The following is a 24,554-nucleotide window of genomic DNA, read 5'->3' on the forward strand; positions in this document are numbered from 1 at the left end:
CCGTGTAAGGCGCGGCGCTAGAGTTGGTTGCGGAGCGAATCCATGGGCGAACCCCTGCGAGGCGGCGTGATCGGCGCCGGCGTGTTCGGCGGCCATCATGCGCGCAAGTATGCGGGCGCCAAAGGCGCGGTGCTGTCGGCGGTGCTCGACACCCATCACCCGGACCGCGCCGCGGCATTGGCCGTTCCGCTGGGCGGACGGGCGTTCCATAAGATCGACGAGTTTCTCGAGGCCTGCGACGTCGTCACCGTCGCATCGCCGGCCAGCGCCCATATCGAGGGCGCCCTGGCGGCCTTGAAGGCGGGCAAGCCGGTCTACATCGAAAAGCCCATCGCCATCAGCCTGGATGACGCCGACAAGATCATGGCCGAGGCCGCCCGGCAGAACCTTGTGGTCGCCTGCGGCCATCAGGAGCGGGTGGTGTTCGAGGCCATGGGACTGTTCGACATTCCCGAACAGCCGCTGAGCCTGGAGTCGATCCGCCACGGCACGCCGTCGGAGCGCAGCTTGGACGTCTCGGTAGTGCTCGACCTGATGATCCACGACCTGGACCTGGCGCTGTCGCTGTCGACCGCCCAGCCCATGGCGGTCGAGGGCGAGGGGACGGTCGACTTCTCCGGCGGCTGGGATCAGGCCCGGGCCGAGGTGACCTTCGACGACGGCTTCACCGCGGTGTTCGATTCCTCGCGCATGGCGCTGGAGCGCAAGCGCAGCATGAAGCTGGTCTATCCGTCCGGCGAGGTCGAGATCGACTTCATCAGCCGCAAGTTCCGCAACACCACGGGCTTTGCGCTGAATGAGGACTATGCCGAGGCCCCGGCCGTGAAGGACACCCTGGCCACCAGCGTCGAGGGGTTCCTGGCGGCGGTGCGCGGCGAGGCGCCTCGCCCGATCGTGACCGCCCAGGAAGCGGCCCGCGCGCTCGATCTGGCGCTGGCGGTCGAACGGGCGCTGGAGGATCGGCGCTAGCGGCGTTAGGCTTGCTCAACCCCATCGGTGGAGCACGGCCATGACCAAGTTCGCCTACGACTTCGAGTTCCACACCATCGGAGGCGGCCACCTGCCGCTTGAGACGTATCGGGACAAGGTCGTGTTGGTGGTGAACACGGCCTCGCAGTGCGGCCTGACCCCGCAGTATGAAGGCCTCGAGAAGCTCTACAGCGACTATCGCGACCAGGGGCTGGTGGTGCTGGGCGTGCCCTGCAACCAATTCGCGGGCCAGGAGCCGGGCACTGAGGCCGAGATCAAGGAATTCTGCGAGACCCGCTTCAACGTCGACTTCCCGCTGACCGGCAAGACCGACGTCAAGGGCGACACCGCGCACCCATTCTACAAGTGGGCCAAGGAAGTCCTCGGCGAGTCCGCCGAGCCGGTGTGGAACTTCCACAAGATCCTGGTCGGCAAGGACGGCAAGCTGATCCGCGCCTTCGGCCCGCGCACCGAGCCGCTGGATGACGAAGTCGTCGGCGCGATCAAGGCGGCGCTTTAGGCGCTCGCCCGTTTCGCCGCGGCGACACGGGGCGCGTCAATCAAGTCGGGGGTTCAATGCGTACGGTCGGACTGCTGGGCGGGATGAGCGCCGAGAGCACGACGCTTTACTATCAGGCCATGAACCGGCTGGTGCGCGAGCGGCTGGGCGGCCTGCACTCCATCCAGCTGCTGATGTGGTCGGTGGACTTCGCGCCGATCGCCCGGATGCAGGCCGACGGCGACTGGCAGGCCGCCGGCGAAGTGTTGGCCCAGGCCGCAGCGCGGCTGGAGCGGGCCGGCGCCGAGGCGATCATGATCGGGGCCAACACCATGCATCTCGTCGCCGACCAGGTGCAGGCGGCGGTGAGCGTGCCGCTCATCCACATCGCCGACGCCACCGCCGATGCGGTCAAGACGGCCGGCTGCTCGCGGCCGCTGCTGCTGGCCACCCGCTTCACCATGGAAAAGCCGTTCTATCGCGAGCGGCTGAAGGTCCAGGGAGTCGAGGCCAGCATCCCTAGCGACGCCGAACGCGAGCGGCTGCACGCGATCATCTATGACGAGCTGTGCCAGGGCGTGATTTCGCCCGCCTCGAAGACCGAGGTGCTGGCGATGATCGCCCGGGCCGCGGGCGCCGACTGCGTGATCTTCGGCTGCACCGAGGTCGGCCTGCTGCTGTCGCCGGACGATCTGGACCGGCCGGTGATCGACACCGCCCTGGTGCACGCCCGGGCTGGCGTCGACTTCGCCCTGGGCTAAGGCCTCACAGCAGCCGCTCGTCGCTGTCCAGCTGGAACGGGGGCTCCTCGTCGTCGTCTTGGGCGGCGTCGGGGGCGGGGCCCGGCATGGCGGCCGCGACGCGCGGGGCGATCGGACGGCGCAGGATCGCCTCGGCGCGCGCCAGCCAGCGGTTGGCCTCCTGCATGGCGTCGCTGGGCGAGGTCGCCCGCCGGCGCGCCTCATCGCCGGCCAGCCACAGGTCCAGGTCGAAGTCGGGATGGTGCGGGTCGTCGAAGATCAGCCGCAGCGTCACCCGCGCGGCGTGCTCCAGCGTCTGGTCGAGGGCGCGGCGGGGCTCGCCGCGATAGGCGCGCGCCACCACCTGGCCGTCGACGATCACCTCGGCGCCCATGAGCTCGTCCAGGCGGTAGATCAGCAGCCAGGCCCCGGCGTCCCAGGCCACGCCCATCAGCCCGGTCGAGGTGTTGAACCCCGCGCCCCGGCCGCGCCCGCGAGCGATGATCACGGCTTCGGCCGGTCCCTTCAGGACTCGCTTCAGCGCGCGCCGGATGCGCCGCTCCTCGTCCATCAGCCAGGCGGCCGCGCTGCCGAGCAGGGTCACGACCACGCCGGCCAGCGCCAACAGCAGGAAAAGCCTGGGCCATTCGTTCATGCCTGGACGCTAGCGCCGTTCGCAAAGGCCGAGAAGACCAGCCGCCAGCCAATGATTGAAGTGTCACGCAGCTGATGTCTCATATGGCGCGACGATCGTCGGATGACAGGAGCGCGACATGGGTCTGCTGGACAGCATTCTGGGCGGGGCGGGCGGCGATGGATCGCCGATCGGCGCCATCACCGATCTTCTTGGCCAACAGCAAGGCGGGCTGGGCGGCCTGCTCGGCGCTTTCGAACAAGGCGGTCTGGGCGAAATCGCCAAGTCGTGGGTCTCGACCGGGGGCAACCTGCCGATTTCGGCCGAGCAGATCCAGGCGGTGCTGTCCTCGGGCATGCTCGCCGACTTCGCAGCCAAGCTGGGCGTCGATCCGCAGGCGGCGGCCGGCACGCTGGCCCAGGTGCTGCCCCAGGTGATCGACCAACTCACTCCGAACGGTCAGGTCGCCGCTGGCGGCGGGCTGGGCGGCCTCGCCGACATCCTGGGCAAGCTCAGGGGCTAGGGTCGCTGGACCACCAGCGCTTCAGGCTCCGCAGGATGCGCCAGCTGACATAGATCACGCCGAGCGCGCAGAGCAGCAGGCCGACCGCCACCGCAATGGCGATGTGCGGCTGGCTGAGCACCAGCCACAGGCCGCCGGCGGTCATCACGTCCTCAAAGCCGCTGACAGCGACGTTGCTGACCGGTTCGGGGCTGGTGTTCACCGCCGCGCGGGCGCTGGCCTTGGCGCTGTGGCTGAGCAGCGCCGCGCCGCCGCCCAGCATGAACACCACCACCTGCCAGGCCGGGTCGGAAGCGTCGACAATGGCCAGGGCCAGCAGCGCTCCGCCCAGCGGGCCGACCAAGGTGTGCGCGCCGTCCCAGAGGGTGTCGAACCACATCACCTTGTCGGCGACCAGTTCGGCGACCGCGCCCAAGGCGGCGACGCCGATCACCCAGGGATTGGCGAGCGCGTCCAGGGCCTGGATCTTCTGCGGCAGGTCAATGACCCCGAACCGCATGGCCAGACCCACGGCGGCGATGCAGGCATAGAGCCGCCAGCCCGCCAGAAAGCTCAGGCTCGCGGCCACTCCGACCAGTTCGACCGCGCCCATGGCCCGATCTCCCAGCAGCTTCTCGCGGTGAGGCTAGCCCCGATCAACCGGGAGGTGAAGCTCAGCGCTGGAAGTTGAAAACGTAGGCTTCCTGCAACAGGTTGTTCTCGCGCATGAACTCGGCCATCGACTCGTAGGTCGCGGTGCGGACCGTGCCGTCCTGGTCGTCGGTGCGCAGCCGTTGGTCTGCGATCGGCCCGAACAGTCGCACCACGGCGTTGGTCTTCACGACCGTTGGCTCGTAATGGGCCTTCAGGTTGGCGGTGATCCGCTGCGGATCGTCCGTCTGCCAGATCGCCGCGCCGATGACGTTCAACATGAAGTTGTTGCAGTTCTGGTACTTGCGGGCCCACGGATTGGCGACCAGCGAGTAGGCCGGGTTGTGGACCTTCTGGTAGGTCGGGCTGTCGATCACGGCCAGGATGCGGCGCTGCATTTCCGGGCTCGGGATGATCACCGCCATGTCGTCGACGGTGGAGCCGCGGGTGAAGTCCAGCGGGAAGTCCTGGACCAGGCGGCTCTCGATCTTCGACCAGTCGGTCCCGTTGCCTGCATAGAGGTTGTAGACGGCGTACCCCTTCATCGTCCCGCCGTCGGCGGTCTTGATGTCGCGATAGACCCAGAACGCGCCGTGGGTATAGGCGATGCCCTCGGGCAGTTGATCGCGCATGCGTCCGGCGCGGAACACCATAGCCACCCGCGCGCCCTTGGCGGCGAGGTCGCGCTCGACCTGCTTTGAGAACGCGGCGGCCTGTTCGGCGCTCAGGTGCTGGGAGATCGCGCGGACGGAGCTGTCCTGCGCGCTCGCCGGCACGGCGGCGGCGCTCAGCGCCGCCGCGACCAGCGCGGCTTGAAGGGCTTTCATCAGGGGGTCGGCTTCTGGGCGTTGTAGGGCACTGCGGGCATGGCGTCGGGCGAGACGACCACCTTGTCGTCGACCTTCAGCGGGCCGGAGGCGAAGTCGGCCGAGGCTCCAGCCGCTTCGGACAGGCCGCCGCCGACCGCGGCCGAGCCTGCGCCGACGCTCACGGCCGCGGATCCCGCGGCCCCCGAACCGGCCGCCGCGACGCTGACGGGTACGGCGGCGACGCCCACCACGGCCTGCACGCCCGCAGCAGCGAGGTGACCGACCGCCTCGGACGAGGCGCCGCTGGCGGCCGAGGCGTTGGCGGCGCTGTCCTGGGCCAGGGCCGGCGCGGCGCCTGCGCCAAGGGCGAGCGCCGCAATCATGAGAACGCGCATGTGAACACCTCCGATGAGTTCATGGTGCAGCTAGGATCGGGCCGGAATTGCGGCAAACGCTTTGCGACGAACTAGACTTCCAGTTCGACGACCAGGGGCACGTGGTCGGACGGCTTGTCCCAACCGCGAACGTCCTTGTGGATGACGCAGCCGCGCAGCAGGTCCGCCGCCTGGGGCGAGAGCAGGGCGTGGTCGATCCGGATGCCGTTGTTCCGCTGCCAGGCGCCGGCCTGATAGTCCCAGAAAGTGTAGGCGCCCGGCGAGCCGTCGGCGGTCATGAAGGCTTCGGTCAGCCCCAGCCATTGCAGGGCCCGGAACGCTTCGCGGCTCTGCGGCTGGAAGAGGGCGTCGCCCAGCCAGTTCTCGGGATGGGCCGCGTCGCGCGCCTCGGGGATGACGTTGTAGTCGCCGACCAGGGCCAGCGGCTCCTCGTAGCTCAGCAGTTCGCGTGCGTGGGCGTTGAGTCGCGCCATCCAGTTCAGCTTATAGTCGAACTTCTCGGTTCCGATCGGATTGCCGTTGGGCAGGTAGATCGAAGCGACGCGGACCGGGCGAGGGCCGCTGATCACCGCCTCGAGGTAGCGCGCCTGCTCGTCGGCGTCGTCGCCGGGCAGGCCCCTGCGGACGTCCTCCAGCGGGGCCTTTGAGAGGATCGCCACGCCGTTGTAGGTCTTCTGGCCGTGAACGGCGACGTTGTAGCCCAGGCGCTCGAAGGCCTCGGCTGGGAACTTCTCGTCGACGCACTTGATTTCCTGCAGGCAGGCGACGTCCGGGGCGGCCTCCTCGAACCAACGCAGCACCGTTTCGAGGCGTGCGTTGACAGAATTTACGTTCCAGGTCGCGATGCGCATCGACTGCTCCAGCTAGGGGTGGGGACGCTAGTGGCGCCGACTGCGTGGCTCAAGCCCCGCGAACGCACGTGACCTTGTCGCAATGATAGTCTAGCTACCTGCGACCAATTGTCATTGCACGGGGGTATTCATGTCGCGTTTTGCAAAGCTGGCCATGGTCGGCGCAGCGGTGCTGACTGCGGCGCCGGTCGGTGCGTTCGCCCAGGGCCGTCCGGCCAAGGCGTCCAACGCTCAGAAGATGCAGGAAGCCGCGTCGGCCGAGGTGCCGCGTTGCACCCGCAAGCTCGGCACGCTTTCCATCACCAACGGCGACGATCCGCGCGGCTGGAACCAGTACAACCTTGCGCCGCCGGCCAAGCTTCTGCGCTCGATCGTTCAACGCTCGGGCTGCTTCAACCTGGTGGACCGTGGTGCGGGCCTCAACGCCGCCCAAGCCGAACGCGACATCGGCGCGGGCCTGGGCATGCAGCGCGGCTCGAATGTCGGCCAAGGTCAGATCAAGGCTGCGGACTACGTCCTGGTGGCAGAAGTGCAGGCCGCCGACGGCAATGCTGGCGGCTCGGCCCTGGCCGGCATCGCCGGCGGCCTGATCGGCGGCACGGCCGGCGCGCTGGTCGGCGGCATCAAGACCCGCAAGCTGGAGGCCAACACCGTGCTGTCGCTGACCAACGTCCGCACCACCGAAACGGTGTCGGTGACCGACGGCTACGCGGTGAAGAACGACATCGGTTGGAGCGCCGGCGGCGGCGGCTTTGGGACGACCGGCTTCGGCGGCGCCGTCGGCGGCGGCTACGAAGACACCGAGACCGGCCGCATCGTCACCCTGGCCTTCATCCAGGCCTATTCGAAGATGGTCAACGAACTCGGCCTGGTCTCGGCCTCGCCGGGCGCGGCCCAGGCCTCGCCGGCCAAGACCTTCACCGCCACGGCGCCGGTGAACATGCGCCGCACGCCGGACGCCAAGGGCGCCCTGGTCCGTGCGCTGAACCCGGGGGCGATCCTCTATCCGACCGGCCAGAAGAACGGCCTGTGGTGGGAAGTCGCCGACGAGAACGACAATGTCGGCTGGGTGCTGAACACCAAGCTCGAACCCTCCCGCTAGGGTTCGAAACAGGGGCGGGGGCCGCGGCTCCCGCCCTTTTTGATTCGCGCTAGATCGAGAAGCTGACGCCGCAGCCGCAGCTGGACTTGGCGTTGGGGTTGCGGACCTTGAACTCGGCGCCGGCCAGTTCGTCGACGAAGTCGATCTCCGAGCCTTTCAGCAGCACCAGCGACATCTCGTCGACCAGGGCCGCGGCGCCGTCGCGCTCGATCTTCAGGTCGTCGGGCTGGGCGGCGTCCACCAGGTCGAACTGGTACTGGAAGCCGGAGCAGCCGCCGCCCTCGACCGCGATGCGCAGCATGATCGGCTTGCCTTCGGCGGCGCCGATTTCGTGCAGCCGCTTGGCGGCGGCGGGCGAGAGTGTGAGTTCGGTCGTAGTCATACTGCGGAAAACCTCTGCCTGGACTATATGAGATCGCCAAGCCCTTCGTCCAAGAGGGCGTCGTCAAACTGAGACCCGATGATCCTTCCGCCCCGCGCGCCCTACGCCGAAGATCCCACCAAATCCTTGGGCCGTAAGGTGTCCGAGCCGGAGAGCCGCACCCGCACGCCCTTCGCGCGCGATCGCGACCGGATCATCCACGCGACGGCGTTCCGGCGACTCAAGGAAAAGACCCAGGTGTTCGTGGCGCACGAGGGCGACCATTTCCGCACCCGGCTGACCCATTCGCTGGAAGTGGCGCAGATCGCGCGCTCGGTCGCCACGGCCCTCGGTTTCGAGCCGGATCTGGCCGAGACCATCGCCCTGGCCCACGATCTCGGCCACCCGCCGTTCGGTCACGCCGGCGAGGACGAGTTGCAGATCCAGATGGAGAAGTACGGCGGCTTCGACCACAACGTGCAGACCTTCCGGGTCGTCACCAAGCTGGAGCGCCGCTATCCCGGCTGGGACGGCCTGAACCTGACCTGGGAAACCCTGGAAGGGATCATCAAGCACAACGGCCCGGTGGCCGATAAGCTGGACCGCCCGTCCTGGAATTCGATCGCCGAATTCGACACGGGCTACGACCTGCGCCTGTCGACCTGGGCCTCGGCGGAGGCCCAGGTGGCCGCCCTGGCCGACGACATCGCCTACAACAATCACGACGTGGACGACGGCGTCGCCGCCGGCCTGTTCACCCTCGACGACCTGCTGGACGTGCCGCTGATCGGGCCGATCCTGGCTGGCGTCTACAAGGACTATCCGGGCGTCGATCCGGTGATCACGCGACTGGAGGCTGTCCGGCGGATGATCGGGGCGATGGTCGACGACGTTCTGGCTGAGACCCATCGTCGCGCCCTCGAGGCCAAGGTCGCCACGCCCGAGGACGTGCGCAACATGGACCACGCGCTCGTCTCCTTTTCACGGGACATGCTTGAGGACCTGTCGCGGCTGCGCGAGTTCCTGATGAACCGCATGTACCGCTACTGGAAGGTCAATCGAACCCGCAGCCAGGCCCGCCGCATTCTTGCCGAGATGTTCCAGTTGTTCATGGCTGAACCCGACGTTCTGCCGACGGAGTGGTTCGCTCGCTCGCAGAACCGCGACGAGGCCGGGCGGGCGCGAGTGGTGTGCGACTACATCGCCGGCATGACCGACCGGTTCGCCATCGAAGAGCACCGCCGACTTTTCCACCTCGACGTCTGGAATTAGGCGTAGGGCTGGCTTCGAAGCCTCGGTCCCCTTCGGTAAACTCACCGAAACGCTGCGCGCGATTCGCGCTGCGGCCACCGAGTCCTTTTCGGAGCCTTCCATGTCCGACCCCGATCGCGGCGCCTATACGCCCCCGACCGATGCGCCGCTGTCCTTCGATGCGCGCCAGCCGGTGCGCGGGGGTGGTCCTGCGCCCGTCATGCTGATCCTGAGCGCCCTGGTCCTCATCGCGCTCGTGGTCGCCATCATCATGTTCTACCGTTCCGGCGTGCGCGAGGCTGGCGATGCGCCGCGCACCGTCGGCACGCCGGTGGCCGAGATGAAGGCCCCGCCGCCGGCCGAGGCCCAGCCCGCCGATCCGGCCGCCGGCCTGCAGATCTATCATTCCGAGGACGGCTCCGAAGCGCCGGCCGCGCCGAACTTCACCGCGCCGCCGGAGCAGCCCCAGGCGCGTCCCGCCCCGGTGACCGTGCCGCCGCCGCCGCGTCCGGCCCCGACCTCGCCGGTCTCGGCCGCGCCGATCGCCCCGACCACCGCGGGCGGTCTGCGTCCGGCTGTGGCCCCGCCGGCCGCGCCGGTGACCAGGGTCACGCCGCCGGCGGCTCCCGCCCCCAAGTCGATCGACGCCGCGCTCGCTCAGGCGCCGGCCCCCAAGCCCGCCGCCGCGGGGGGGCCGGCCGCGGTGCAGATCGGCGCCTTCTCGTCGCAGGCGCTGGCGGATTCGGAGTGGAGCAAGGCTGTCGCGGGCGCGCCCGGCAAAGGCAAGAAGGTCGAGGCGGTCCAGAAGGGGACCTCGACCCTCTACCGCACCCAGGTCACCGGCTTCGCCAGCCGCGCCGAGGCTTCGGCCTTCTGCGACAAGCTGAAGGCGGCCGGCAAGAACTGCTTCGTAAAGTGACCCGTGCGGCGATCCTCGGCTGTTCGGGCCTGAGCCTCTCGCGGGAGGAGGAAGCCTTCTTCCGCGACGTTCAGCCGTGGGGGTTCATCCTCTTCGCCCGCAATGTCGAGGCTCCGGACCAGGTGCGCCGGCTGGTCGATCAGCTGCGCGTCGCCGTCGACCGCCCCGACGCGCCGGTGCTGATCGACCAGGAAGGCGGCCGGGTCCAGCGCCTGGGACCGCCGCACTGGCGGCGCTACCCGCCCGGCCGCGCCTATGGCGAGCTGGCCTCCAACGACCCGCTGCTGCGGCGGGAGATCACCCGCCTGGGCGCGCGCCTGCTGGCTCATGACCTCGCCGCGCTGGGCATCAATGTCGACTGCGTGCCGGTGCTCGACGTGCCGGTGGCCGGCGCGCACGACGTCATCGGCGACCGCGCCTACGCCAAGACCCCGGACGGGGTGGCGCTGCTCGGCCGCGCCGCGTGCGAGGGGCTGATCGCCGGCGGGGTGCTGCCGGTCATCAAGCACATCCCCGGCCACGGCCGGGCCATGGCCGACAGCCACCACGACCTGCCGGTGGTCGATACCGCCTATGACGAGCTCGACGCCTGGGACTTCGCGCCGTTCAAGATGCTGTCGGATATGCCGATGGCGATGACCGCCCACGTCGTCTACTCGGCCGTCGACGCCAAGCGGCCGGCGACGACCTCGAAGAAGGCGATGCGCCAGGTGATCCGCGGGGCGATCGGCTTCGACGGCCTGGTGATGAGCGACGACCTGTCGATGAAGGCGCTCGGCGGCGAGTTCGCCGACCGGGCCCGCGACTCGCTGGCCGCCGGTTGCGACGTGGTCCTGCACTGCAATGGCGACATGGCCGAGATGAAAGCCGTGCTGGCCGGGACCAAGGCGCTGTCGGGCCAGGCTCTGCGCCGGGCCAAGGCCGCGCTTGGCCGGTTGGCCAAGGTTCCCGAGCCCTTCGACCTCGACGAGGCCCGGGCCCGGTTCGACGCCGCCTTTGACGGCAGGTGGGCCGCTTGAGCGGCTTCCAGCCCACGCTCGACTTCGAAGCGGCCAATACGGCGGCCGAAGACGGCGATGCGCTGGTCATCGACATCGACGGCTACGAAGGCCCGCTGCATGTCCTGCTGGCCCTGGCCCGGAACCAGAAGGTCGACCTGCTGCAGCTGTCGATCACCAAGCTGGCCGACCAGTACCTGTCTTTCGTCCAGCAGGCTCGGCGCGTGCGCTTCTCGCTGGCGGCGGACTACCTGGTCATGGCCGCCTGGCTGACCTACTTGAAGTCGCGGCTGCTGCTGCCCAAGCCCGAGCGCCCCAAGGCCGAGGAGCTTCCGGCCGAGGAGATGGCCGCCCAGCTCGCCTTCCGCCTGGCCAAGCTCGACGCCATGCGCAAGGCCGCTGACGCTCTGCGCGACGGGCCCCAGCTCGGCCGCGAGGTGTTCGTCCGCGGCGACCCCGAAGCGATCAAGGTCATTCCTTCGACCCGTCTCGAAGGCGACCTCTATGGCCTGATGAGCGCCTACATCGAACAGCGCCGCAAGGAGCAGGGCCGCCACTACACCCCGCGCGTGCAGCAGGCCTATCCGCTGGAGGACGCCCGCGATCGGCTGCGCCACATGCTGCCTGACCTGGGGCGCTGGACCCCGCTGACCGGGGTCGCGCCGCTGCGGCCGGCCGGCGAGGGACCGAGCCAGGCCTCCTATGTCGCCTCGACCCTGTCGGCCAGCCTGGAGCTGGTGAAGGAGGGGGCGCTTGAGACCCGCCAGCTTGAGGCCTTTGCAGACATCTATCTACGGGCCCGCAAGGAGTTGCGGCCATGAGCGACACCGAACGCCAGATCGAAGCGCTGCTGTTCGCCGCCGCCGGGCCGCTCAGCCTGGATGACCTCGCCAAGCGGCTGCCGGCCAATGCGGATGTGCCGGCGGCGATCACGGCGCTGCAGACGACCTACGAGGGCAGGGGAGTGGAGCTGGCCTGCATCGCCGGCCGTTGGCGCTTCCAGACCGCCCAGGACCTGGCCTTCCTGATGACCGAGGAGCGCGAGGAGCCGCGCCGGCTGTCGAAGGCCGCGCAGGAAACCCTTGCCATCATCGCCTACCACCAGCCCGTCACCCGCGCCGAGATCGAGTCAGTGCGCGGCGTCCAGGCCAGCAAAGGGACCCTCGACGTGCTGCTGGAGTTGGGACTGGTGCGGATGCGCGGCCGTCGCCGCACGCCGGGCCGGCCGGTGACCTACGGCACCACCGACGCCTTTCTCGAGCACTATGGCCTGGCGCACCTCAGCGACCTGCCCGGGGTAGCCGAGATGAAGGCGGCGGGGCTGCTCAGCCTCGACCTGCCGCCCGACTTCAACGTTCCCAATCCCGCCGGCCTCGGAATGCCGGAAGAAGACCCGCTGGGAGACGACGAGGCGCCCGAATTCCACACCGATTTCCTGGGCGAGGACGATCCAGCGCACTAGGACGCGTGGCGTCTTGCAGCGTGACCGACTATATTCCGTTCTCAATAGTGGCGGGCGCGCGGCCGAGGGCGGCCGCCGACGTTAAGGAGTTTGGCCTGATGGGCTCATTTTCGATTTGGCACTGGCTGATCGTTCTGGTCGTCGTGGCGCTGCTGTTCGGCGGCCGCGGCAAGCTTTCGGGCATCATGGGCGACGCCGCCAAGGGCATCCGCGCCTTCCGTGACGGCCTGAAGGACGAGCCGACCTCCGCGGAAAGCAAACCGCTGCCGAACACCGAGCGGGAAAAGGACGAAGCGCGCGGCTAGCCGCGCCCGTCTCATCGAAGATTCGTCCGCGCCGGTTCCGATCGGCGCGGGCTCTTACGTCTAGGCTGCCTTACGAATGCTTCCCGAAATCGGCGGGCTTGAACTCCTGGTGATCGCGGCGGTCGCTCTGATCGTCGTAGGCCCTAAGGACCTGCCCGTGATGCTGCGCAAGCTTGGCCAGTTCACGGCCAAGATCCGCGGCATGGCCAACGAGTTCCGCGCCAGTTTCGACGAGATGGCGCGCCAGTCCGAGCTGGACGAGCTGCGCAAGGAAGTCGAGGCGATGCGCCGCGGCCAGCTGGCCGACACGGCCGCGGCCGACGCCTCCAAGGCTCAGGTCGACCAGGTCTTTAAGGAGATCGGCGACAGCCTGCAGGGCTCGGACGTGCGGTTCCCGCCCTCGGCGAGCCAGAGTTACGAGCCGCCGGCTCCGGAGCCGGCGGCGCCTGAGCCCGCGCCCATCGTCGAGGAAGCCAAGCCGCGCGCCCGCCGGACGGCGAAGCCGAAGGCGGAGACCGACGCCAAGCCGAAGGCCGCGAAACCGAAGGCCGCCGCCAAATCCAAGGCCGGAGCCAAGGCGTGAGCAGCCCCTATGACCATGACGAGGCCGAGATAGAGGCCTCGCGTGCGCCGCTGTTGGACCATCTGGTCGAGCTGCGTTCGCGCCTGATCGTCTGCGTGCTGGCGATGGCGATCGGGTTCGCCATCTGCTTCGGCTTCTCCAAGCAGATCTACATGTTCCTGCTGCATCCGTTCGCGATCGCCGCCCAGCTGCTGGCGGCCGAGCAGGCGGCGCACGCCCAGCAGGCAGGCGGCTTCGACATCCTGAAGTTCCTGTCCGGGACCAAGGACCTGTTCCTGGCCCTGATCGGCGCGCGCGAGGTGCCCGATGCGGCCGGCGCCGAGAAGCTGAAGCTGGTCTTCACCGCCCCGCTCGAATTCTTCTTCACCAAGCTGAAGCTGGCCGGCTTCGGCGCGGTGGTGCTGACCTTCCCGGTGCTCGCCTGGCAGATCTACGGCTTCGTTGCGCCGGGCCTCTACAAGCGCGAGCGCAAGGCGTTCCTGCCGTTCCTGGTGGCTTCGCCGAGCCTGTTCCTGATGGGCGCGGCGCTGGTCTACTACGTGATCCTGCCGTTCGTGCTGTGGTTCTCTCTGTCCCAGCAGATCGTCGGCGACGCCGGGGTGACGGTCGAGCTGTTGCCCAAGGTCTCGGACTATCTGAGCCTGGTGACCACCCTGCTGCTGGCCTTCGGTCTCTGCTTCCAGCTGCCGGTGGTGCTGACCCTGCTCGGCATGGCCGGTCTGATCTCGTCCAAGGCGCTGTCGAGCGGCCGCCGCTACGCCATCGTTGGCGTCTTCGTGGTCGCCGCCGTGGTCACTCCGCCAGATCCGATCAGCCAGACCATGCTCGCCGTGCCGATCATCCTGCTCTACGAGATCTCGATCTGGTGCGTGAAGCTGATCGAGATCCGCCGCAAGCGCGAAGAGGACGAGGCCGGCACGGACGTGGCGGTGGTCTAGGGCGCTGTCGGATTGGCCGCGATCCAGCCGCTGAGGCCTGTCCTGGCGCGGTTCAGCACCGCGGCGATGTCCGCAGGTTTGTCGCCGTCATTGTAGACGTTGTAGCTCAGGACGTGCCCCTTGATCGACGTGATCGCGACCGCCACGACGGACGTGTGGGCCTGCTCGCCCACCTGCATCTTCAGCACGCCGGCGAGATAGTATCCGGATGGGTCGCGATCGACCGGCTGGATGTTGCTTTTGATTTCCCCCTCCAGCCCCAGCACCTCGTTGAGGCTCTTGTTGGCGCTGGCGTCGATCGTGTCCCCGTCAAGGACGGCCGCCAGCTCTGATGGGGGAATCGCGCCCATCATCTCAAGCAGTTCCGGGCGTTCGACCCTCACGCGCAGGCTGGTCCTGGGCGCCTTGATCAGGATGTAGTTGGCGGAACTCTCGCCTCGATCCATCGCTGCGCAGTCGTACAGGGTCATGAAGGTGAGGTTCTGTTCGTCGCCCGCAGCCAGCATCTGCGCCAAGGCGACGTACCGATCGCGGACTTCGCACAGACCGTCTGGGATCGGCGTGCGGATGTCGTCGCCCATGACGTTGAAGGTCACGAACCGCTCGCTCGGCGCTGCGGCCGCGGCCGCGCTCGTCAGCATCGCGCCCACGGCGGCCAACGCCGCCGTCCTGATCCGCCAGTTCATCGATCGCTCCATGCCAGACACAACCATTGTCAGGCGGTCGAGCTTAGCAATGACGGGGAAAGGTCGTCGAGACGCCCGGCGCTTGCCCTTGGCGCCCCTATCAACGCGCTCTAGAGAAGTCCGCTCACTCCCACCTGCGGCGGACCCATGCACGATATTCGAGCCATTCGCGAAACCCCGGAGCTTTACGAGAAAGCGTGGGCTGCGAAGGGCCGTTCCGGCGCCGCCGCCCAGGCGATCGAACTGGACGCCAGGCTGCGCGCCGCCAAGCTGGCCCTTGAGACCGCCCAGAGCCGCCGCAACGAAGCCTCCAAGCTGATCGGCCAGGCCAAGGCGAAGAAGGACGAAGCCGAGGCCCAGCGCCTGATGGCCGAGGTCGAGCAGGTCAAGGGCGTGCTGGCCGAGCAGGCCGAGGTCGAGCGCGCGGTCTCCGCCGAGCTTCAGAACCTCTTGGCCTCGCTGCCGAATTTGCCGATGCCGGAGGTCCCGGAGGGGGCGGACGAGCACGACAATGTCGAGGTCCGTCGCTGGGGCGAGCCGAACACCATCGCCGCTCCGAAGGATCACGTCGATCTGGGCGAAGGCCTGGACCTCATGGACTTCGAGGCGGCCGCTCGCATGAGCGGCGCGCGCTTCACGGTGCTGCGCGGGCAGCTCGCCCGGCTGGAGCGGGCCATCGGCCAGTTCATGCTCGACATGCAGACGCTGGAGCACGGCTACACCGAGGTCTCGCCGCCGCTGATGGTTCGCACCAAGGCGATGTTCGGGACCGGCCAGCTGCCCAAGTTCGCCGACGACCAATTCGTGGCCTTCCCGGGCGCCCAGGCGGCCCAGACGCTGGACCTCGACCGGCTGGACGAAACCGACGCCCGCTGGCTGATCCCGACGGCAGAGGTCTCGCTGACCAATCTGGTGCGCGAGCAGATCGTCGCCGAGGAGGAGTTGCCGCTTCGCTTCACGGCCCTGACGCCCAGCTTCCGCGCCGAGGCCGGCGCCTCCGGCCGCGACACCCGCGGCATGATCCGCCAGCACCAGTTCTACAAGGTCGAGCTGGTCTCGATCACCGCCCCGGACAAGTCCGAGGAGGAGCACGAGCGAATGGTCGGCTGCGCCGAGGCGGTGCTGAAGGCGCTGGAACTGCCGTTCCGCACCATGCTGCTCTGCACCGGCGACATGGGCTTCGGCGCGCGTAAGACCTACGACCTCGAGGTCTGGCTCCCCTCCGAGGGGCGCTATCGCGAAATCAGCTCCTGCTCGAACTGCGGCGACTTCCAGGCCCGGCGGATGGACGCGCGGACCAAGAAGGCCGGCGAGAAGGGCGCTCGCTTCGTCCACAGCCTGAACGGCTCGGGGCTGGCCGTCGGTCGCACGCTTGTCGCGGTGATGGAGAACTATCAGGACGAGAAGGGCCGCATTGCGATTCCGCAGGCGCTGCACCGCTATCTTCCGGGCCTGACGCATATCGGTGGCGAATGAGAATCCTCCTGACCAACGACGACGGCATCCATGCTGAAGGCCTCGTCGCTCTGGAGAACATCGCCCGGGCCCTGACCGACGACGTCTGGATCTGCGCGCCCGAGTACGAACAGTCGGGCGCCAGCCGCGCCCTGACCCTGGCCGATCCGGTGCGGGTGCGGAAGCTGGACGACCGCCGCTTCGCCACCACCGGCACGCCGACCGACTGCGTGATGCTGGCGGTCACTGAGCTGATGGGCGGCCTGACGCCCGACCTGGTGCTGTCGGGCGTCAACCGCGGCGCCAACCTGGCCGAGGACGTGACGCTGTCGGGCACCGTCGCCGGCGCCATCGAGGGCATGGCCATGGGCATCCCGTCGATCGCCCTGTCGCAGACCGGCTGGCCGCTGGTCGACGGCCAGGACATGTTCGCCCCGGCCGAGCGTTTCGGCCCCGGCATCGTCAAGCGGCTGGTCGAGATCGGCTGGCCCAAGGACGTAGTGATGAACGTCAACTTCCCCTCGCGGGCGCCCGACGACATCACCGAGGTCGAGGTCACCCGCCAGACCTTCCGCGACGTGGCCGTGCGTCACGCCGAGAAGCGCACCGACCTGCGCAACCGCGACTACTACTGGATGGGCTTCCGCCACGAAATGTCGCAGCCGGCTGACGGCACCGACCTTCGGGCCATCTACGACGGTAAGATTTCCGTCACCCCCTTGCATATCGACCTGACTCACGCCGAAACCGTCTTTCGCCTGAAGGGCGTGCTCGGGGGCGCGCCGCCGAAGGCTTGAGGCGGATATGGGCAAGCAAGACGACAACGGCGAAGAGGGGCGGGACGTCCAACTCGCACGACTGGTGCTGTCGCTGCGCGCCCAGGGCGTCAGCGACCCGGCCGTGCTGGCGGCGCTCGAATCGACCCCGCGCGAGCTGTTCACCCCGGACCTTTTCAAGGAAAGGGCTTTCGAGGATTCGGCCCTGCCGATCGCCTGCGGCCAGACGATCAGCCAACCGTTCATCGTCGGCCTGATGAGCCAGGCGCTTCAGGTCGAGCCACGTTCGCGGGTGCTCGAGATCGGCACCGGCTCGGGCTACCAGACCACCATCCTCTCCAAGATTTCGCGGCTGGTCTACACGGTCGAGCGCTACCGCACCCTGCTGGGCGAGGCCGAGGCTCGATTTAAGCAACTGGGCCTGACCAACATCGTCACCCGTTTCGGCGACGGCGGGCGGGGCTGGCCCGAGCAGGCGCCTTTTGACCGCATTTTGGTCACAGCGGCGGCGCCGGATGAGCCCAAGGCCCTGCTTTCGCAACTGAAGCCCTCCGGCATTCTGGTCGCGCCTGTGGGCAGGGGGCCGGTGCAAAAGCTGATCCGTTATCTCGGCGACGGGGCGGGCGGCTTCCGGGCCGAACACATGACCGACGTCCGCTTCGTTCCTCTGCTCGACGGCGTCGCCAAGGAGCCGTGAGGTACGACTAATTGGGTGGCCTGGGCGTCGGCCGTAACCCATCATTAACCCTGACGCCTCGACTGATTCCGATCCAATGTTCTCCGGAGCGGCGATGACGCTTTCTCTCTCGCGTACGGTTTTGTTCCTTCTGGCCGGCACGGCGCTGACCGCCTGCACCACGGTCGAGCCCGTGCGCCCGAACTTCCCGACCAGGCCCAATCCCGCGCCGAGTCAGCCGCCGCCCGCGCCGCCGCCTGTCGTGCGTCCGTCCGAGCCGGCGCCCGAGGCGCGGCCCACGCCGCCGGTCTCGTCCACGCCGCTGCCCAGCATTCAGCCGGCTCGTCCGCTGCCGCCTGCGCCGACCTCGCCGCCGCCAACGACCCAGGCCCTGCCGCCGGCGCCTCCGGTCATGCAGACCGTGACCCGTACGACGGTCGCCGGCCGGGTGGTCGACACCGCCGGCCCGGCCAAGGACTATACGGTCAAGAAGGGCGACAATCTCGACGCCATCGCCCGCACGCTCGGCACCGACCGCAAGCAGCTCGCCGAGGACAACGATCTCAAGGCGCCCTACGCCCTGCGGCCCGGCCAGGTGCTGAAGGGCCCGCGCACGGCCAACAGCAAGGCCTATGTGGTCGAATCCGGGGACACCCTGTTTGCGATCGCCCGCCGCTTCAGCGTCACCGCCGCGGCGATCGCCGAGGCCAACGAGCGCGACATCGACGCGCCGCTGTCGCCCGGCCAGCGGCTGATCCTGCCGGACGGCTACAAGGACAAGGGCCCGACCGTCGTCCGCACCCAAGTCCCGGTGGCATCCAGCGGCTATGAGCCGCCGCCGCCCGACGCGACCCCGCCCTATACGCCGCCCTACACCCCGCCGCGGGTCACGCCGCCCGCGACGCCGCCGTCCGTCGTCGACGAGCCGGCGACCACGGTGCGCATGCGCGTCACCGGCAAGGTGGTGGACACCGTCGGCAAGCCGAAGACCTATACGGTCAAGAAGGGCGACAATCTCGACGCCATCGCCCGCAGCCTCGACACCACCCGCAAGGATCTGGCTGACGACAACAAGCTGAAGGCGCCCTATGCGCTGCAGCCGGGTCAGGTGCTCAAGGGCCCGGCGACCAAGGCCAAGGCCTATGTGGCGGGGCAGGGCGACACCATGGCCCTGATCGCTCGCCGCTTCGGCGTCACTCAGAAGGCGCTGGCCGAGGCCAACGGCCTGCGCGTCGGCGCCGCGATCAAGGCCGGCCGGCAGGTGATCCTGCCTTCGGGCTATCGCGATCGGGGGCCGATCCGAGAGGAGGTCGCCGCGCCGCGACCGGCGCCGGCTCCGACTCCGGCCCCGCCGCCGCCCTACACGCCGCCTGCGACGACTACGCCGTCGACGCCGTACCAACCGCCGGCGACCACCACGCCGACGCCGCCTGCGCCGGTGCGTCCTGCGCCGCCGCCGCCGAAGCCTTCGACCCCGGCCCCGACGCCGAGTTCTCCGGCCCCGACCAGCGGCACGCCGACCGACGCGCAGATTTCCAGCTTCGGGCGCGGCCGTTTCGTCTGGCCGGTTCGCGGCGACATCGTTTCGGACTACGGGCCCAAGGGCACCGGCCAGCGCAACGACGGCGTCAACATCCGCGCGTCGCAGGGCGAGACGGTCCGCGCCGCCGCAGCCGGCGACGTCGTCTATGCCGGCGACCAGGTGCCGGGCTTCGGCAATCTCGTGCTGATCAAGCACACGGACGGCTGGGTCACCGCCTATGGTCACCTGGCGCGCGTCGACGTGAAGATGCAGCAGAAGGTCGTGCAGGGGCAGCAGGTCGGCCAGGTCGGCTCGACCGGCGGCGTCTCAGAGCCGCAGCTGCACTTCGAGGTGCGCTACGCCCCGACGCCGCAGGAACGCGCCCGCCCGATCGATCCCAAGCTGGTGCTGCCGAAGTAAATTTCCCTCCCCTTTATGGGGAGGGACAGATCGCGAAGCGATCAGGGTGGGGCAGGCGTCGAGAACCCCACCCGCATGGCGGGTTGCGCCGCGCCAACCTCCTCATGAACGAGGGGAGGGGAAGTCGCCTTACAGCGGCAGGTGCTTGCCCTGCTCGCCGGCCAGGTCGCGGATGAACTGATAGGCGACCCGGCCGGAGCGCGAGCCGCGCAGCTGCGCCCACTGCAGGGCCCGGCGGTCGAGTTCCGGATCGGTCAGCCCGTAGCGTTCGGCATAAGCGTTGATCGCCGCCAGATAGGTCGCCTGATCCATCGGCGGGAAGCCGATCCACAGGCCGAAGCGGTCGGAGACGCTGACCTCTTCCTCGGCGTCCTCGGCCGAGGCGACCAAGCCGCGGTCTTCGGTGTTGGTCCGCGGCATCAGGTGGCGGCGGTTGGAGGTCGCCACGAACAGCACGTTGCTCGGCGGACCCGAGACGCCACCTTCCAGCGCCGATTTCAGCGCCTTGGCGGCGGCCGCGCCCTCCTCGAACGAGAGATCGTCGCACAGCACCACGAAGCGTTCGGCCCGGCCGCGCAGCTCGTCGAACAGCGACGGCAGCTCGGTGACCTGATCGCGATCGACCTCGACCAGCTTGAGGTCGGGCGCGTCCTGCGAGACCTGCATGAACGCGGCCTTGGAGATCGAGCTCTTGCCGGTCCCGCGCACGCCCCACAGCAGGACGTGGTTGCTCGGCAGGCCCTTGGCGAAGCGCTGCAGGTTTTCCAGGAACCGGTCTTTCTGCCGTTCGATGCCCAGCAGGGATTCGAGCGGCAGCGGATAGTCCGGCGCGGGATGGAACGCTCCGGTCACGGGATCGTGGCGGAACAGGCGCGCGCCGTCGAACGAGGGCGCTACATTGGCCGCCGGGGCCAGTCGTTCAAGGGCTTCGGCGATGCGGACGAGAACAGGCTTCAACGCGTCTTCCATAGCGAAGGTGCTTAGCCGCACGGCGCTTCCATTGCAAAACGAAGACGCAGCGCATAGCTTCCGCCGACCTGAAAAACCGGGCCGCAACGCGCCCGATTATTGAGCTTCGGAGCGCCATGTTCGCCACGCCCGCCTTCGCCCAGACCGCCGCCGGCGCCCCTACGGGCGGCCCGCAGGATCTGCTGATCCAGTTCCTGCCGCTGGTCGGCCTGGTCGTTCTCTTCTACTTCCTGATGATCCGGCCGCAGCAGCGCCGGATGAAGCAGCACCAGCAGATGATCACCAACCTGAAGCGCAACGACACCGTCGTGCTGAACTCGGGCGTGGTCGGCAAGGTGGTCCGGGTCGAGGACAAGGAAATCGGCCTCGAAATCGCCCAAGGCGTCACCGTCAAGGTGGTGAAGGGCATGATCGCCGAGGTCCGGGTGCGCGGCGAGCCGGCCCCCGCCAATGATTCCAAGGCCTAAGGGCTCGACTTACACATGATCAATCTCTCGCGCTGGAAGGTGATCGCCGTGGTTTTCGCGGCGATCTTCGGCGTGGTGTTCACCTTGCCGAACGTGCTGCCCGCCGATGTGCGCGACAGCCTGCCGGGCTTCATGCCCAAGCAGACCCTCAATCTCGGCCTGGACCTGCAGGGGGGCTCGCACCTCCTGCTGGAGGTAGACACCGCCGCGCTCAAGCAGGAGCGTCTCACCAACCTGCTGGAAGACGTGCGCACCCAGCTGCGCGAGGCCAATATCCAGTTCGCCGAGCTGCGCCTGGTCAATGATCAGGTCAGCGTCCTGATCAACGATCCGGCCCAGGCGAACACAGCGGTCAACAAGCTGCGCAGCACTGTGGCCGCGGCCAGCGCCGCGACGCCGGGCGGCAGCGGCATTTCGGTGTCCTCGGCCGGCGGCGGGCGCATCGTCCTGTCGCTGTCTCAGGACGCGATGAACGCCGAGGCCGGCCGCGCGGTCGACCAGTCGATCGAAATCCTGCGCCGCCGGATCGACGAACTGGGCACCAAGGAACCGACCATCGTCCGTCAGGGCGTCAACCGGATCGTCGTCCAGGCGCCGGGCGAAAGCGATCCGCAACGCCTGCGCGACGTCATCGGCCAGACCGCCAAGCTGACCTTCCAAATGGTCGACGACAGCGTCACGCCGGAAGACATGGCCGCCGGCCGGGTGCCGCCGGGCTCCCAGGTCTATCCGGCCGACGACGGATTCTCGCAGTCGTACATTCTGAAGAAGCGCGCGCTGGTGACCGGCGAGATGCTGACCGACGCCCAGCAGCAGTTCGACCAGCAAAGCGGCCAGCCCGTCGTGTCGTTCCGCTTCAACGGCCAGGGCGCGCGCCGCTTCGCCGATGCGACGTCCCAGAACCTCGGCAAGCGTTTCGCCATCGTCCTCGACGGCAAGGTGATCTCCGCTCCGGTGATCCAGAGCGCCATCACCGGCGGCAACGGCCAGATCAGCGGCAGCTTCACGCCGCAGAGCGCCAACGACCTGGCGATCCTGCTGCGCGCCGGCGCCCTGCCGGCGCCGCTGAAGGTCGAGCAGCAATCGACGGTCGGCGCCGAGCTCGGGGCTGACGCCGTGAAGGCGGGGATCATCTCGCTGGCCATCGGCGGCGTGGCGATCATCGTCTTCATCATCCTGGCCTACGGCCTGTTCGGCGTGTTCTCGGCGATCGCTCTGATCGTCAACGTGCTGCTGATCTTGGGGATCATGTCGTTCACTCAGGCGACGCTGACCTTCCCGGGCATCGCCGGCCTCATCCTGACCCTGGCGGTCGCGGTCGACGCCAACGTGCTGATCTATGAACGGATACGGGACGAGGCCCACGCCGGCAGGTCGCCGATCGCGGCCCTGGAGCACGGCTATTCCCTGGCCCTGGTCTCGATCATGGACGCCAACATCACCAGCGCCATTTCCGCGCTGATCATGTTCCAGTTCGGCTCCGGCCCGATCCGCGGCTTCGCCTGGACGCTGCTCATCGGGGTCATCACCTCGGTGTTCACCGCCGTCGTCATCACTCAAGTGCTTATCGGTCTGTGGTTCCGCGCCACCCGGCCGAAGGCGCTGCCGATCGTCTAGGATTCGAGAACATGTGGCCTCTGATCCGTCTCCTTCCGCGCGAGTTCCACTTCAACTTCGTGCGCCTGGCGCCCTATGCGGCGATCTTTTCGGCGATCCTCATCGCGCTCTCGGGCGTGTCGTTCTTCACCAAGGGCCTGAACCTGGGCATCGACTTCATCGGCGGGTCGATGATCGAGGTGCAGACCCCGGGGCCGGCCGACATCGGCAAGCTGCGTCAGACCATGATGCGGGTCGGCGGCGAAGACGCCCAGGTCCAGCAGATGGGCTCGCCCAACAGCGCGATGCTGCGCTTCCGGACCGCCGAGGGCGTCAATCCCGTCGACGGCGCTGAAGCGATCAAGACCGAGCTGACCAAGGCTTTCCCGGGCATCACCTTCAAGAAGGTGGAGGTCGTGGGGCCGAAGGTTTCGGGCGAGCTGATGACCGGCGGCTTCATGGCCCTGGGCGTCGCGGTGCTGCTGATGCTGCTCTACATCTGGTTCCGTTTCCAGCTGCAGTTCGGCCTCGGCGCCGTGGTGGGCGTGTTCCACGACGTGCTGCTGACGATGGGCATGCTGTCGCTGACCCATCTCGAGTTCTCGATGACCTCGATCGCGGCGCTGCTGACCGTCATCGGCTACTCGATGAACGAAAAGGTCATCACCTTCGACCGTCTTCGCGAGAACCTGCGCAAGTACAAGACCGCGCCGCTGGCCGACATCATCAACAAGTCCGAGAACGAGCGTCTGTCGCGGACCCTGATCACCGGCTCCACGGCGATCCTGGCCCTGTCGGGCGCAGTGTTCTTCGGCGGCCCGGTGCTGCTGCCGCTGGTCGTGACCATGGTGTTCGGCGTCGTCGTCGGCACCTACTCGTCGATCTACGTGGCCCTGCCGATCATCCTGCTCTGGGGCGTGAAGCGCGGCGACGAGCCGGCCGAGCCGCTCAAGCCCATGGCCGCCCGCTAGGCGCGCCATGGCCCGGGACGCCCCCCAGATCGACGCCTACGGAGACGGCGGCTTCCGCCTCTCCACCGGCCGCCACGAGGGCTCCCTGCTAATCGTGCGCGACGAGGCCAGGGCCTGGCCCGTCCGCACGATGGGCGAGCTGTCGCCCGACCACTTCGCCGAGATCATCGCCGCCGGCCGCGGCGAGGTGGAGTTCGTGCTGCTGGGGGCGGGGATGCACAACGCCCTGCCGCCGCGCGCCGTGCGCGAGGCCCTGCAGCGGGCCGGCATCGGCCTCGAATTCATGGACACCCCGGCCGCCTGCCGGCTCTACAACATCCTGACGGCCGAAGGCCGCAAGCTCGCGGCCGCGCTCATCGCGGTTTAAGCTTGGCTTTTCGCCTGCTGCGAAGCGCCCTATATCCGGTCCTTAGGGCTGGAAACAAAAGGGGCATCGACAATGCAGGGACTGCTGTCCAATTTCCGCAACACCATGATCGTGAGCTTCCTGCTCGCCGTGATCATGGTCGTTGGTTACATGAGCCATTACGGCTCGGCTGACTCGATCTTCTGGCAGGCGGTGTTCCGCTGGCTGCACACCTTCTTCGGGATCCTCTGGATCGGCCTGCTGTACTACTTCAACTTTGTCCAGATCCGGAAAATGCCGGACATCCCGGCCGAGCTGAAGCCTGCCGTCTCCAAGTACATCGCGCCCGAGGCGCTGTTCTGGTTCCGCTATGCAGCGCTGGCCACCTGGATCATGGGCGTGATCCTCGCTTTCAACCGCGGCTACCTGTTCCAGGCCTTTACCCTGGGCGCCCTGGACGGCTTCTCGGTGCCGCAGCACACCTTCATCGGCGTCGGCATGTGGCTGGCGACGATCATGTTCTTCAACGTCTGGGTCTTCATCTGGCCGAACCAGAAGATCGCCCTGGGCCTCGTTGACGGCGACGCCGACGCCAAGGCCAAGGCCGGCAAGGTGGCCATGCTGTTCTCGCGCACCAACACGCTGCTGTCGTTGCCGATGCTGGTCACCATGACCATGAACCAGACTATCTTCGGCTAATC

Annotated in this window: 30 protein-coding genes; 22 read left to right on the forward strand and 8 right to left on the reverse strand. The window is 68.2% G+C overall.

What is annotated here, in order from left to right; all coding sequences use genetic code 11:
* The first annotated feature begins 42 nt into the window (after nt 1–42).
* The 3 genes from O4N75_RS10340 to O4N75_RS10350 are packed head-to-tail and all read left to right on the forward strand — an operon-like array spanning nt 43 to nt 2,229.
* Nucleotides 43–969 (forward strand): Gfo/Idh/MocA family oxidoreductase, encoded by a 927-nt coding sequence (locus O4N75_RS10340; protein ID WP_269629262.1) that lies wholly within the window; start codon nt 43–45, stop codon nt 967–969.
* Between the two features lie 40 nt (nt 970–1,009).
* Nucleotides 1,010–1,489: a glutathione peroxidase gene (locus O4N75_RS10345; RefSeq protein WP_269629263.1), complete on the forward strand. Its 480-nt coding sequence runs from the start codon at nt 1,010–1,012 to the stop codon at nt 1,487–1,489.
* Between the two features lie 56 nt (nt 1,490–1,545).
* Nucleotides 1,546–2,229, forward strand: coding sequence for an aspartate/glutamate racemase family protein (locus O4N75_RS10350; protein ID WP_269629264.1), 684 nt, complete (start codon nt 1,546–1,548; stop codon nt 2,227–2,229).
* Nucleotides 2,230–2,233: 4 nt separating this feature from the next.
* Here O4N75_RS10350 and O4N75_RS10355 read toward each other — a convergent pair whose 3' ends face one another.
* Nucleotides 2,234–2,863: a hypothetical protein gene (locus tag O4N75_RS10355; RefSeq protein ID WP_348649541.1), complete on the reverse strand. Its 630-nt coding sequence runs from the start codon at nt 2,861–2,863 to the stop codon at nt 2,234–2,236.
* A 118-nt stretch (nt 2,864–2,981) separates the two neighbouring features.
* Here O4N75_RS10355 and O4N75_RS10360 point away from each other — a divergent pair, with 118 nt between their 5' ends.
* Complete coding sequence (locus O4N75_RS10360) at nt 2,982–3,365, forward strand: YidB family protein (protein ID WP_269629265.1); 384 nt, start codon at nt 2,982–2,984, stop codon at nt 3,363–3,365.
* Here O4N75_RS10360 and O4N75_RS10365 read toward each other — a convergent pair.
* From O4N75_RS10365 to xth, 4 genes are all read right to left on the reverse strand, one after another.
* The gene (locus O4N75_RS10365; protein WP_269629266.1) at nt 3,355–3,957 is read right to left on the reverse strand and encodes a DUF4126 domain-containing protein; all 603 of its coding nucleotides are present in this window, start codon (nt 3,955–3,957) and stop codon (nt 3,355–3,357) included. The genes O4N75_RS10360 and O4N75_RS10365 overlap by 11 nt on opposite strands.
* Nucleotides 3,958–4,018: 61 nt before the next feature.
* The gene (locus tag O4N75_RS10370) at nt 4,019–4,822 is read right to left on the reverse strand and encodes a DUF2145 domain-containing protein (RefSeq protein WP_269629267.1); all 804 of its coding nucleotides are present in this window, start codon (nt 4,820–4,822) and stop codon (nt 4,019–4,021) included.
* Nucleotides 4,822–5,199 (reverse strand): hypothetical protein, encoded by a 378-nt coding sequence (locus O4N75_RS10375; protein WP_269629268.1) that lies wholly within the window; start codon nt 5,197–5,199, stop codon nt 4,822–4,824. Before O4N75_RS10375 ends, O4N75_RS10370 begins: the two co-directional genes overlap by 1 nt.
* 71 nt (nt 5,200–5,270) lie before the next feature.
* Nucleotides 5,271–6,050, reverse strand: a complete 780-nt coding sequence (xth, locus tag O4N75_RS10380; RefSeq protein ID WP_269629269.1) for an exodeoxyribonuclease III — start codon at nt 6,048–6,050, stop codon at nt 5,271–5,273.
* Between the two features lie 154 nt (nt 6,051–6,204).
* Here xth and O4N75_RS10385 point away from each other — a divergent pair, with 154 nt between their 5' ends.
* Nucleotides 6,205–7,152, forward strand: a complete 948-nt coding sequence (locus O4N75_RS10385; RefSeq protein ID WP_269629356.1) for a CsgG/HfaB family protein — start codon at nt 6,205–6,207, stop codon at nt 7,150–7,152.
* Between the two features lie 49 nt (nt 7,153–7,201).
* On the opposite strand, the gene erpA is transcribed toward O4N75_RS10385, so the two are convergent.
* Nucleotides 7,202–7,534 (reverse strand): iron-sulfur cluster insertion protein ErpA, encoded by a 333-nt coding sequence (gene erpA, locus O4N75_RS10390; RefSeq protein WP_267229748.1) that lies wholly within the window; start codon nt 7,532–7,534, stop codon nt 7,202–7,204.
* Nucleotides 7,535–7,612: 78 nt separating this feature from the next.
* Here erpA and O4N75_RS10395 point away from each other — a divergent pair, with 78 nt between their 5' ends.
* From O4N75_RS10395 to tatC, 8 genes are all read left to right on the forward strand, one after another.
* Nucleotides 7,613–8,785, forward strand: coding sequence for a deoxyguanosinetriphosphate triphosphohydrolase (locus O4N75_RS10395; RefSeq protein ID WP_269629270.1), 1,173 nt, complete (start codon nt 7,613–7,615; stop codon nt 8,783–8,785).
* Between the two features lie 100 nt (nt 8,786–8,885).
* Nucleotides 8,886–9,683, forward strand: a complete 798-nt coding sequence (locus O4N75_RS10400) for an SPOR domain-containing protein (RefSeq protein WP_269629271.1) — start codon at nt 8,886–8,888, stop codon at nt 9,681–9,683.
* Nucleotides 9,680–10,702: a beta-N-acetylhexosaminidase gene (gene nagZ / locus O4N75_RS10405; RefSeq protein WP_269629272.1), complete on the forward strand. Its 1,023-nt coding sequence runs from the start codon at nt 9,680–9,682 to the stop codon at nt 10,700–10,702. The genes O4N75_RS10400 and nagZ overlap by 4 nt, the downstream gene beginning before the upstream one ends.
* Entirely contained in the window at nt 10,699–11,502 is an 804-nt protein-coding gene (locus tag O4N75_RS10410; RefSeq protein WP_269629273.1) for a ScpA family protein, read from the forward strand. The genes nagZ and O4N75_RS10410 overlap by 4 nt, the downstream gene beginning before the upstream one ends.
* Nucleotides 11,499–12,143: an SMC-Scp complex subunit ScpB gene (gene scpB / locus O4N75_RS10415; RefSeq protein ID WP_269629274.1), complete on the forward strand. Its 645-nt coding sequence runs from the start codon at nt 11,499–11,501 to the stop codon at nt 12,141–12,143. The genes O4N75_RS10410 and scpB overlap by 4 nt, the downstream gene beginning before the upstream one ends.
* A 98-nt stretch (nt 12,144–12,241) precedes the next feature.
* On the forward strand, nt 12,242–12,448 hold the full coding sequence (locus O4N75_RS10420; RefSeq protein ID WP_183769598.1) for a twin-arginine translocase TatA/TatE family subunit: 207 nt from the start codon (nt 12,242–12,244) through the stop codon (nt 12,446–12,448).
* Between the two features lie 76 nt (nt 12,449–12,524).
* On the forward strand, nt 12,525–13,031 hold the full coding sequence (gene tatB, locus O4N75_RS10425) for a Sec-independent protein translocase protein TatB (RefSeq protein WP_269629275.1): 507 nt from the start codon (nt 12,525–12,527) through the stop codon (nt 13,029–13,031).
* Nucleotides 13,028–13,969 carry a twin-arginine translocase subunit TatC gene (tatC, locus tag O4N75_RS10430; protein ID WP_269629276.1) on the forward strand — a complete coding sequence of 314 codons (942 nt, stop codon included), beginning with the start codon at nt 13,028–13,030 and terminating at the stop codon, nt 13,967–13,969. Before tatB ends, tatC begins: the two co-directional genes overlap by 4 nt.
* Here the strand turns inward: tatC and O4N75_RS10435 are convergent.
* Nucleotides 13,966–14,655 (reverse strand): hypothetical protein, encoded by a 690-nt coding sequence (locus O4N75_RS10435; protein WP_269629277.1) that lies wholly within the window; start codon nt 14,653–14,655, stop codon nt 13,966–13,968. The genes tatC and O4N75_RS10435 overlap by 4 nt on opposite strands.
* Before the next feature lie 147 nt (nt 14,656–14,802).
* On the opposite strand from O4N75_RS10435, the gene serS reads away from it, so the two are divergent.
* The 4 genes from serS to O4N75_RS10455 all read left to right on the forward strand — a co-directional run bounded on the left by serS (nt 14,803) and on the right by O4N75_RS10455 (nt 19,504).
* The gene (gene serS, locus O4N75_RS10440) at nt 14,803–16,131 is read left to right on the forward strand and encodes a serine--tRNA ligase (RefSeq protein WP_269629278.1); all 1,329 of its coding nucleotides are present in this window, start codon (nt 14,803–14,805) and stop codon (nt 16,129–16,131) included.
* The gene (gene surE, locus O4N75_RS10445) at nt 16,128–16,907 is read left to right on the forward strand and encodes a 5'/3'-nucleotidase SurE (protein ID WP_269629279.1); all 780 of its coding nucleotides are present in this window, start codon (nt 16,128–16,130) and stop codon (nt 16,905–16,907) included. The genes serS and surE overlap by 4 nt, the downstream gene beginning before the upstream one ends.
* 7 nt (nt 16,908–16,914) lie before the next feature.
* Nucleotides 16,915–17,583: a protein-L-isoaspartate(D-aspartate) O-methyltransferase gene (locus tag O4N75_RS10450; protein WP_267229738.1), complete on the forward strand. Its 669-nt coding sequence runs from the start codon at nt 16,915–16,917 to the stop codon at nt 17,581–17,583.
* A gap of 94 nt (nt 17,584–17,677) precedes the next feature.
* Complete coding sequence (locus O4N75_RS10455) at nt 17,678–19,504, forward strand: LysM peptidoglycan-binding domain-containing protein (RefSeq protein WP_269629280.1); 1,827 nt, start codon at nt 17,678–17,680, stop codon at nt 19,502–19,504.
* Nucleotides 19,505–19,633: 129 nt separating this feature from the next.
* On the opposite strand, the gene O4N75_RS10460 is transcribed toward O4N75_RS10455, so the two are convergent.
* Entirely contained in the window at nt 19,634–20,473 is an 840-nt protein-coding gene (locus O4N75_RS10460) for an ATP-binding protein (RefSeq protein WP_269629281.1), read from the reverse strand.
* A 116-nt stretch (nt 20,474–20,589) separates the two neighbouring features.
* Here O4N75_RS10460 and yajC point away from each other — a divergent pair, with 116 nt between their 5' ends.
* The 5 genes from yajC to O4N75_RS10485 all read left to right on the forward strand — a co-directional run bounded on the left by yajC (nt 20,590) and on the right by O4N75_RS10485 (nt 24,552).
* Nucleotides 20,590–20,940 carry a preprotein translocase subunit YajC gene (yajC, locus tag O4N75_RS10465; RefSeq protein ID WP_267229736.1) on the forward strand — a complete coding sequence of 117 codons (351 nt, stop codon included), beginning with the start codon at nt 20,590–20,592 and terminating at the stop codon, nt 20,938–20,940.
* Nucleotides 20,941–20,955: 15 nt separating this feature from the next.
* A complete protein-coding gene (gene secD / locus O4N75_RS10470) occupies nt 20,956–22,557 on the forward strand; it encodes a protein translocase subunit SecD (RefSeq protein ID WP_269629282.1) in 1,602 nt (533 codons plus the stop codon).
* A gap of 11 nt (nt 22,558–22,568) precedes the next feature.
* Nucleotides 22,569–23,507 (forward strand): protein translocase subunit SecF, encoded by a 939-nt coding sequence (gene secF, locus O4N75_RS10475; RefSeq protein WP_269629283.1) that lies wholly within the window; start codon nt 22,569–22,571, stop codon nt 23,505–23,507.
* 7 nt (nt 23,508–23,514) lie between these two features.
* On the forward strand, nt 23,515–23,874 hold the full coding sequence (locus O4N75_RS10480; RefSeq protein WP_269629284.1) for an Mth938-like domain-containing protein: 360 nt from the start codon (nt 23,515–23,517) through the stop codon (nt 23,872–23,874).
* A gap of 72 nt (nt 23,875–23,946) precedes the next feature.
* Nucleotides 23,947–24,552 carry a urate hydroxylase PuuD gene (locus tag O4N75_RS10485; RefSeq protein WP_269629285.1) on the forward strand — a complete coding sequence of 202 codons (606 nt, stop codon included), beginning with the start codon at nt 23,947–23,949 and terminating at the stop codon, nt 24,550–24,552.
* The last annotated feature ends 2 nt before the right edge of the window (nt 24,553–24,554 follow it).

The sequence above is a fragment of the Phenylobacterium sp. NIBR 498073 genome (genome assembly GCF_027286305.1).
Taxonomy (GTDB): domain Bacteria; phylum Pseudomonadota; class Alphaproteobacteria; order Caulobacterales; family Caulobacteraceae; genus Phenylobacterium.

Excerpts from the sequence above, each read along its gene's own strand:
- erpA (WP_267229748.1), bottom strand. The coding sequence starts at position 7,534 with ATGACTACGACCGAACTCACACTCTCGCCCGCCGCCGCCAAGCGGCTG.
- secF (WP_269629283.1), top strand. The coding sequence starts at position 22,569 with ATGTGGCCTCTGATCCGTCTCCTTCCGCGCGAGTTCCACTTCAACTTC.
- O4N75_RS10435 (WP_269629277.1), bottom strand. The coding sequence starts at position 14,655 with ATGAACTGGCGGATCAGGACGGCGGCGTTGGCCGCCGTGGGCGCGATG.
- O4N75_RS10400 (WP_269629271.1), top strand. The coding sequence starts at position 8,886 with ATGTCCGACCCCGATCGCGGCGCCTATACGCCCCCGACCGATGCGCCG.
- O4N75_RS10455 (WP_269629280.1), top strand. The coding sequence starts at position 17,678 with ATGACGCTTTCTCTCTCGCGTACGGTTTTGTTCCTTCTGGCCGGCACG.
- O4N75_RS10355 (WP_348649541.1), bottom strand. The coding sequence starts at position 2,863 with ATGAACGAATGGCCCAGGCTTTTCCTGCTGTTGGCGCTGGCCGGCGTG.
- O4N75_RS10350 (WP_269629264.1), top strand. The coding sequence starts at position 1,546 with ATGCGTACGGTCGGACTGCTGGGCGGGATGAGCGCCGAGAGCACGACG.
- O4N75_RS10370 (WP_269629267.1), bottom strand. The coding sequence starts at position 4,822 with ATGAAAGCCCTTCAAGCCGCGCTGGTCGCGGCGGCGCTGAGCGCCGCC.
- O4N75_RS10480 (WP_269629284.1), top strand. The coding sequence starts at position 23,515 with ATGGCCCGGGACGCCCCCCAGATCGACGCCTACGGAGACGGCGGCTTC.
- O4N75_RS10420 (WP_183769598.1), top strand. The coding sequence starts at position 12,242 with ATGGGCTCATTTTCGATTTGGCACTGGCTGATCGTTCTGGTCGTCGTG.
- O4N75_RS10385 (WP_269629356.1), top strand. The coding sequence starts at position 6,205 with ATGGTCGGCGCAGCGGTGCTGACTGCGGCGCCGGTCGGTGCGTTCGCC.
- serS (WP_269629278.1), top strand. The coding sequence starts at position 14,803 with ATGCACGATATTCGAGCCATTCGCGAAACCCCGGAGCTTTACGAGAAA.
- secD (WP_269629282.1), top strand. The coding sequence starts at position 20,956 with ATGATCAATCTCTCGCGCTGGAAGGTGATCGCCGTGGTTTTCGCGGCG.
- O4N75_RS10340 (WP_269629262.1), top strand. The coding sequence starts at position 43 with ATGGGCGAACCCCTGCGAGGCGGCGTGATCGGCGCCGGCGTGTTCGGC.
- surE (WP_269629279.1), top strand. The coding sequence starts at position 16,128 with ATGAGAATCCTCCTGACCAACGACGACGGCATCCATGCTGAAGGCCTC.
- scpB (WP_269629274.1), top strand. The coding sequence starts at position 11,499 with ATGAGCGACACCGAACGCCAGATCGAAGCGCTGCTGTTCGCCGCCGCC.
- O4N75_RS10345 (WP_269629263.1), top strand. The coding sequence starts at position 1,010 with ATGACCAAGTTCGCCTACGACTTCGAGTTCCACACCATCGGAGGCGGC.
- O4N75_RS10460 (WP_269629281.1), bottom strand. The coding sequence starts at position 20,473 with ATGGAAGACGCGTTGAAGCCTGTTCTCGTCCGCATCGCCGAAGCCCTT.
- xth (WP_269629269.1), bottom strand. The coding sequence starts at position 6,050 with ATGCGCATCGCGACCTGGAACGTAAATTCTGTCAACGCACGCCTCGAA.
- yajC (WP_267229736.1), top strand. The coding sequence starts at position 20,590 with ATGTTCGCCACGCCCGCCTTCGCCCAGACCGCCGCCGGCGCCCCTACG.
- O4N75_RS10485 (WP_269629285.1), top strand. The coding sequence starts at position 23,947 with ATGCAGGGACTGCTGTCCAATTTCCGCAACACCATGATCGTGAGCTTC.
- O4N75_RS10395 (WP_269629270.1), top strand. The coding sequence starts at position 7,613 with ATGATCCTTCCGCCCCGCGCGCCCTACGCCGAAGATCCCACCAAATCC.
- O4N75_RS10375 (WP_269629268.1), bottom strand. The coding sequence starts at position 5,199 with ATGCGCGTTCTCATGATTGCGGCGCTCGCCCTTGGCGCAGGCGCCGCG.
- O4N75_RS10450 (WP_267229738.1), top strand. The coding sequence starts at position 16,915 with ATGGGCAAGCAAGACGACAACGGCGAAGAGGGGCGGGACGTCCAACTC.
- tatB (WP_269629275.1), top strand. The coding sequence starts at position 12,525 with ATGCTTCCCGAAATCGGCGGGCTTGAACTCCTGGTGATCGCGGCGGTC.
- O4N75_RS10365 (WP_269629266.1), bottom strand. The coding sequence starts at position 3,957 with ATGGGCGCGGTCGAACTGGTCGGAGTGGCCGCGAGCCTGAGCTTTCTG.
- O4N75_RS10360 (WP_269629265.1), top strand. The coding sequence starts at position 2,982 with ATGGGTCTGCTGGACAGCATTCTGGGCGGGGCGGGCGGCGATGGATCG.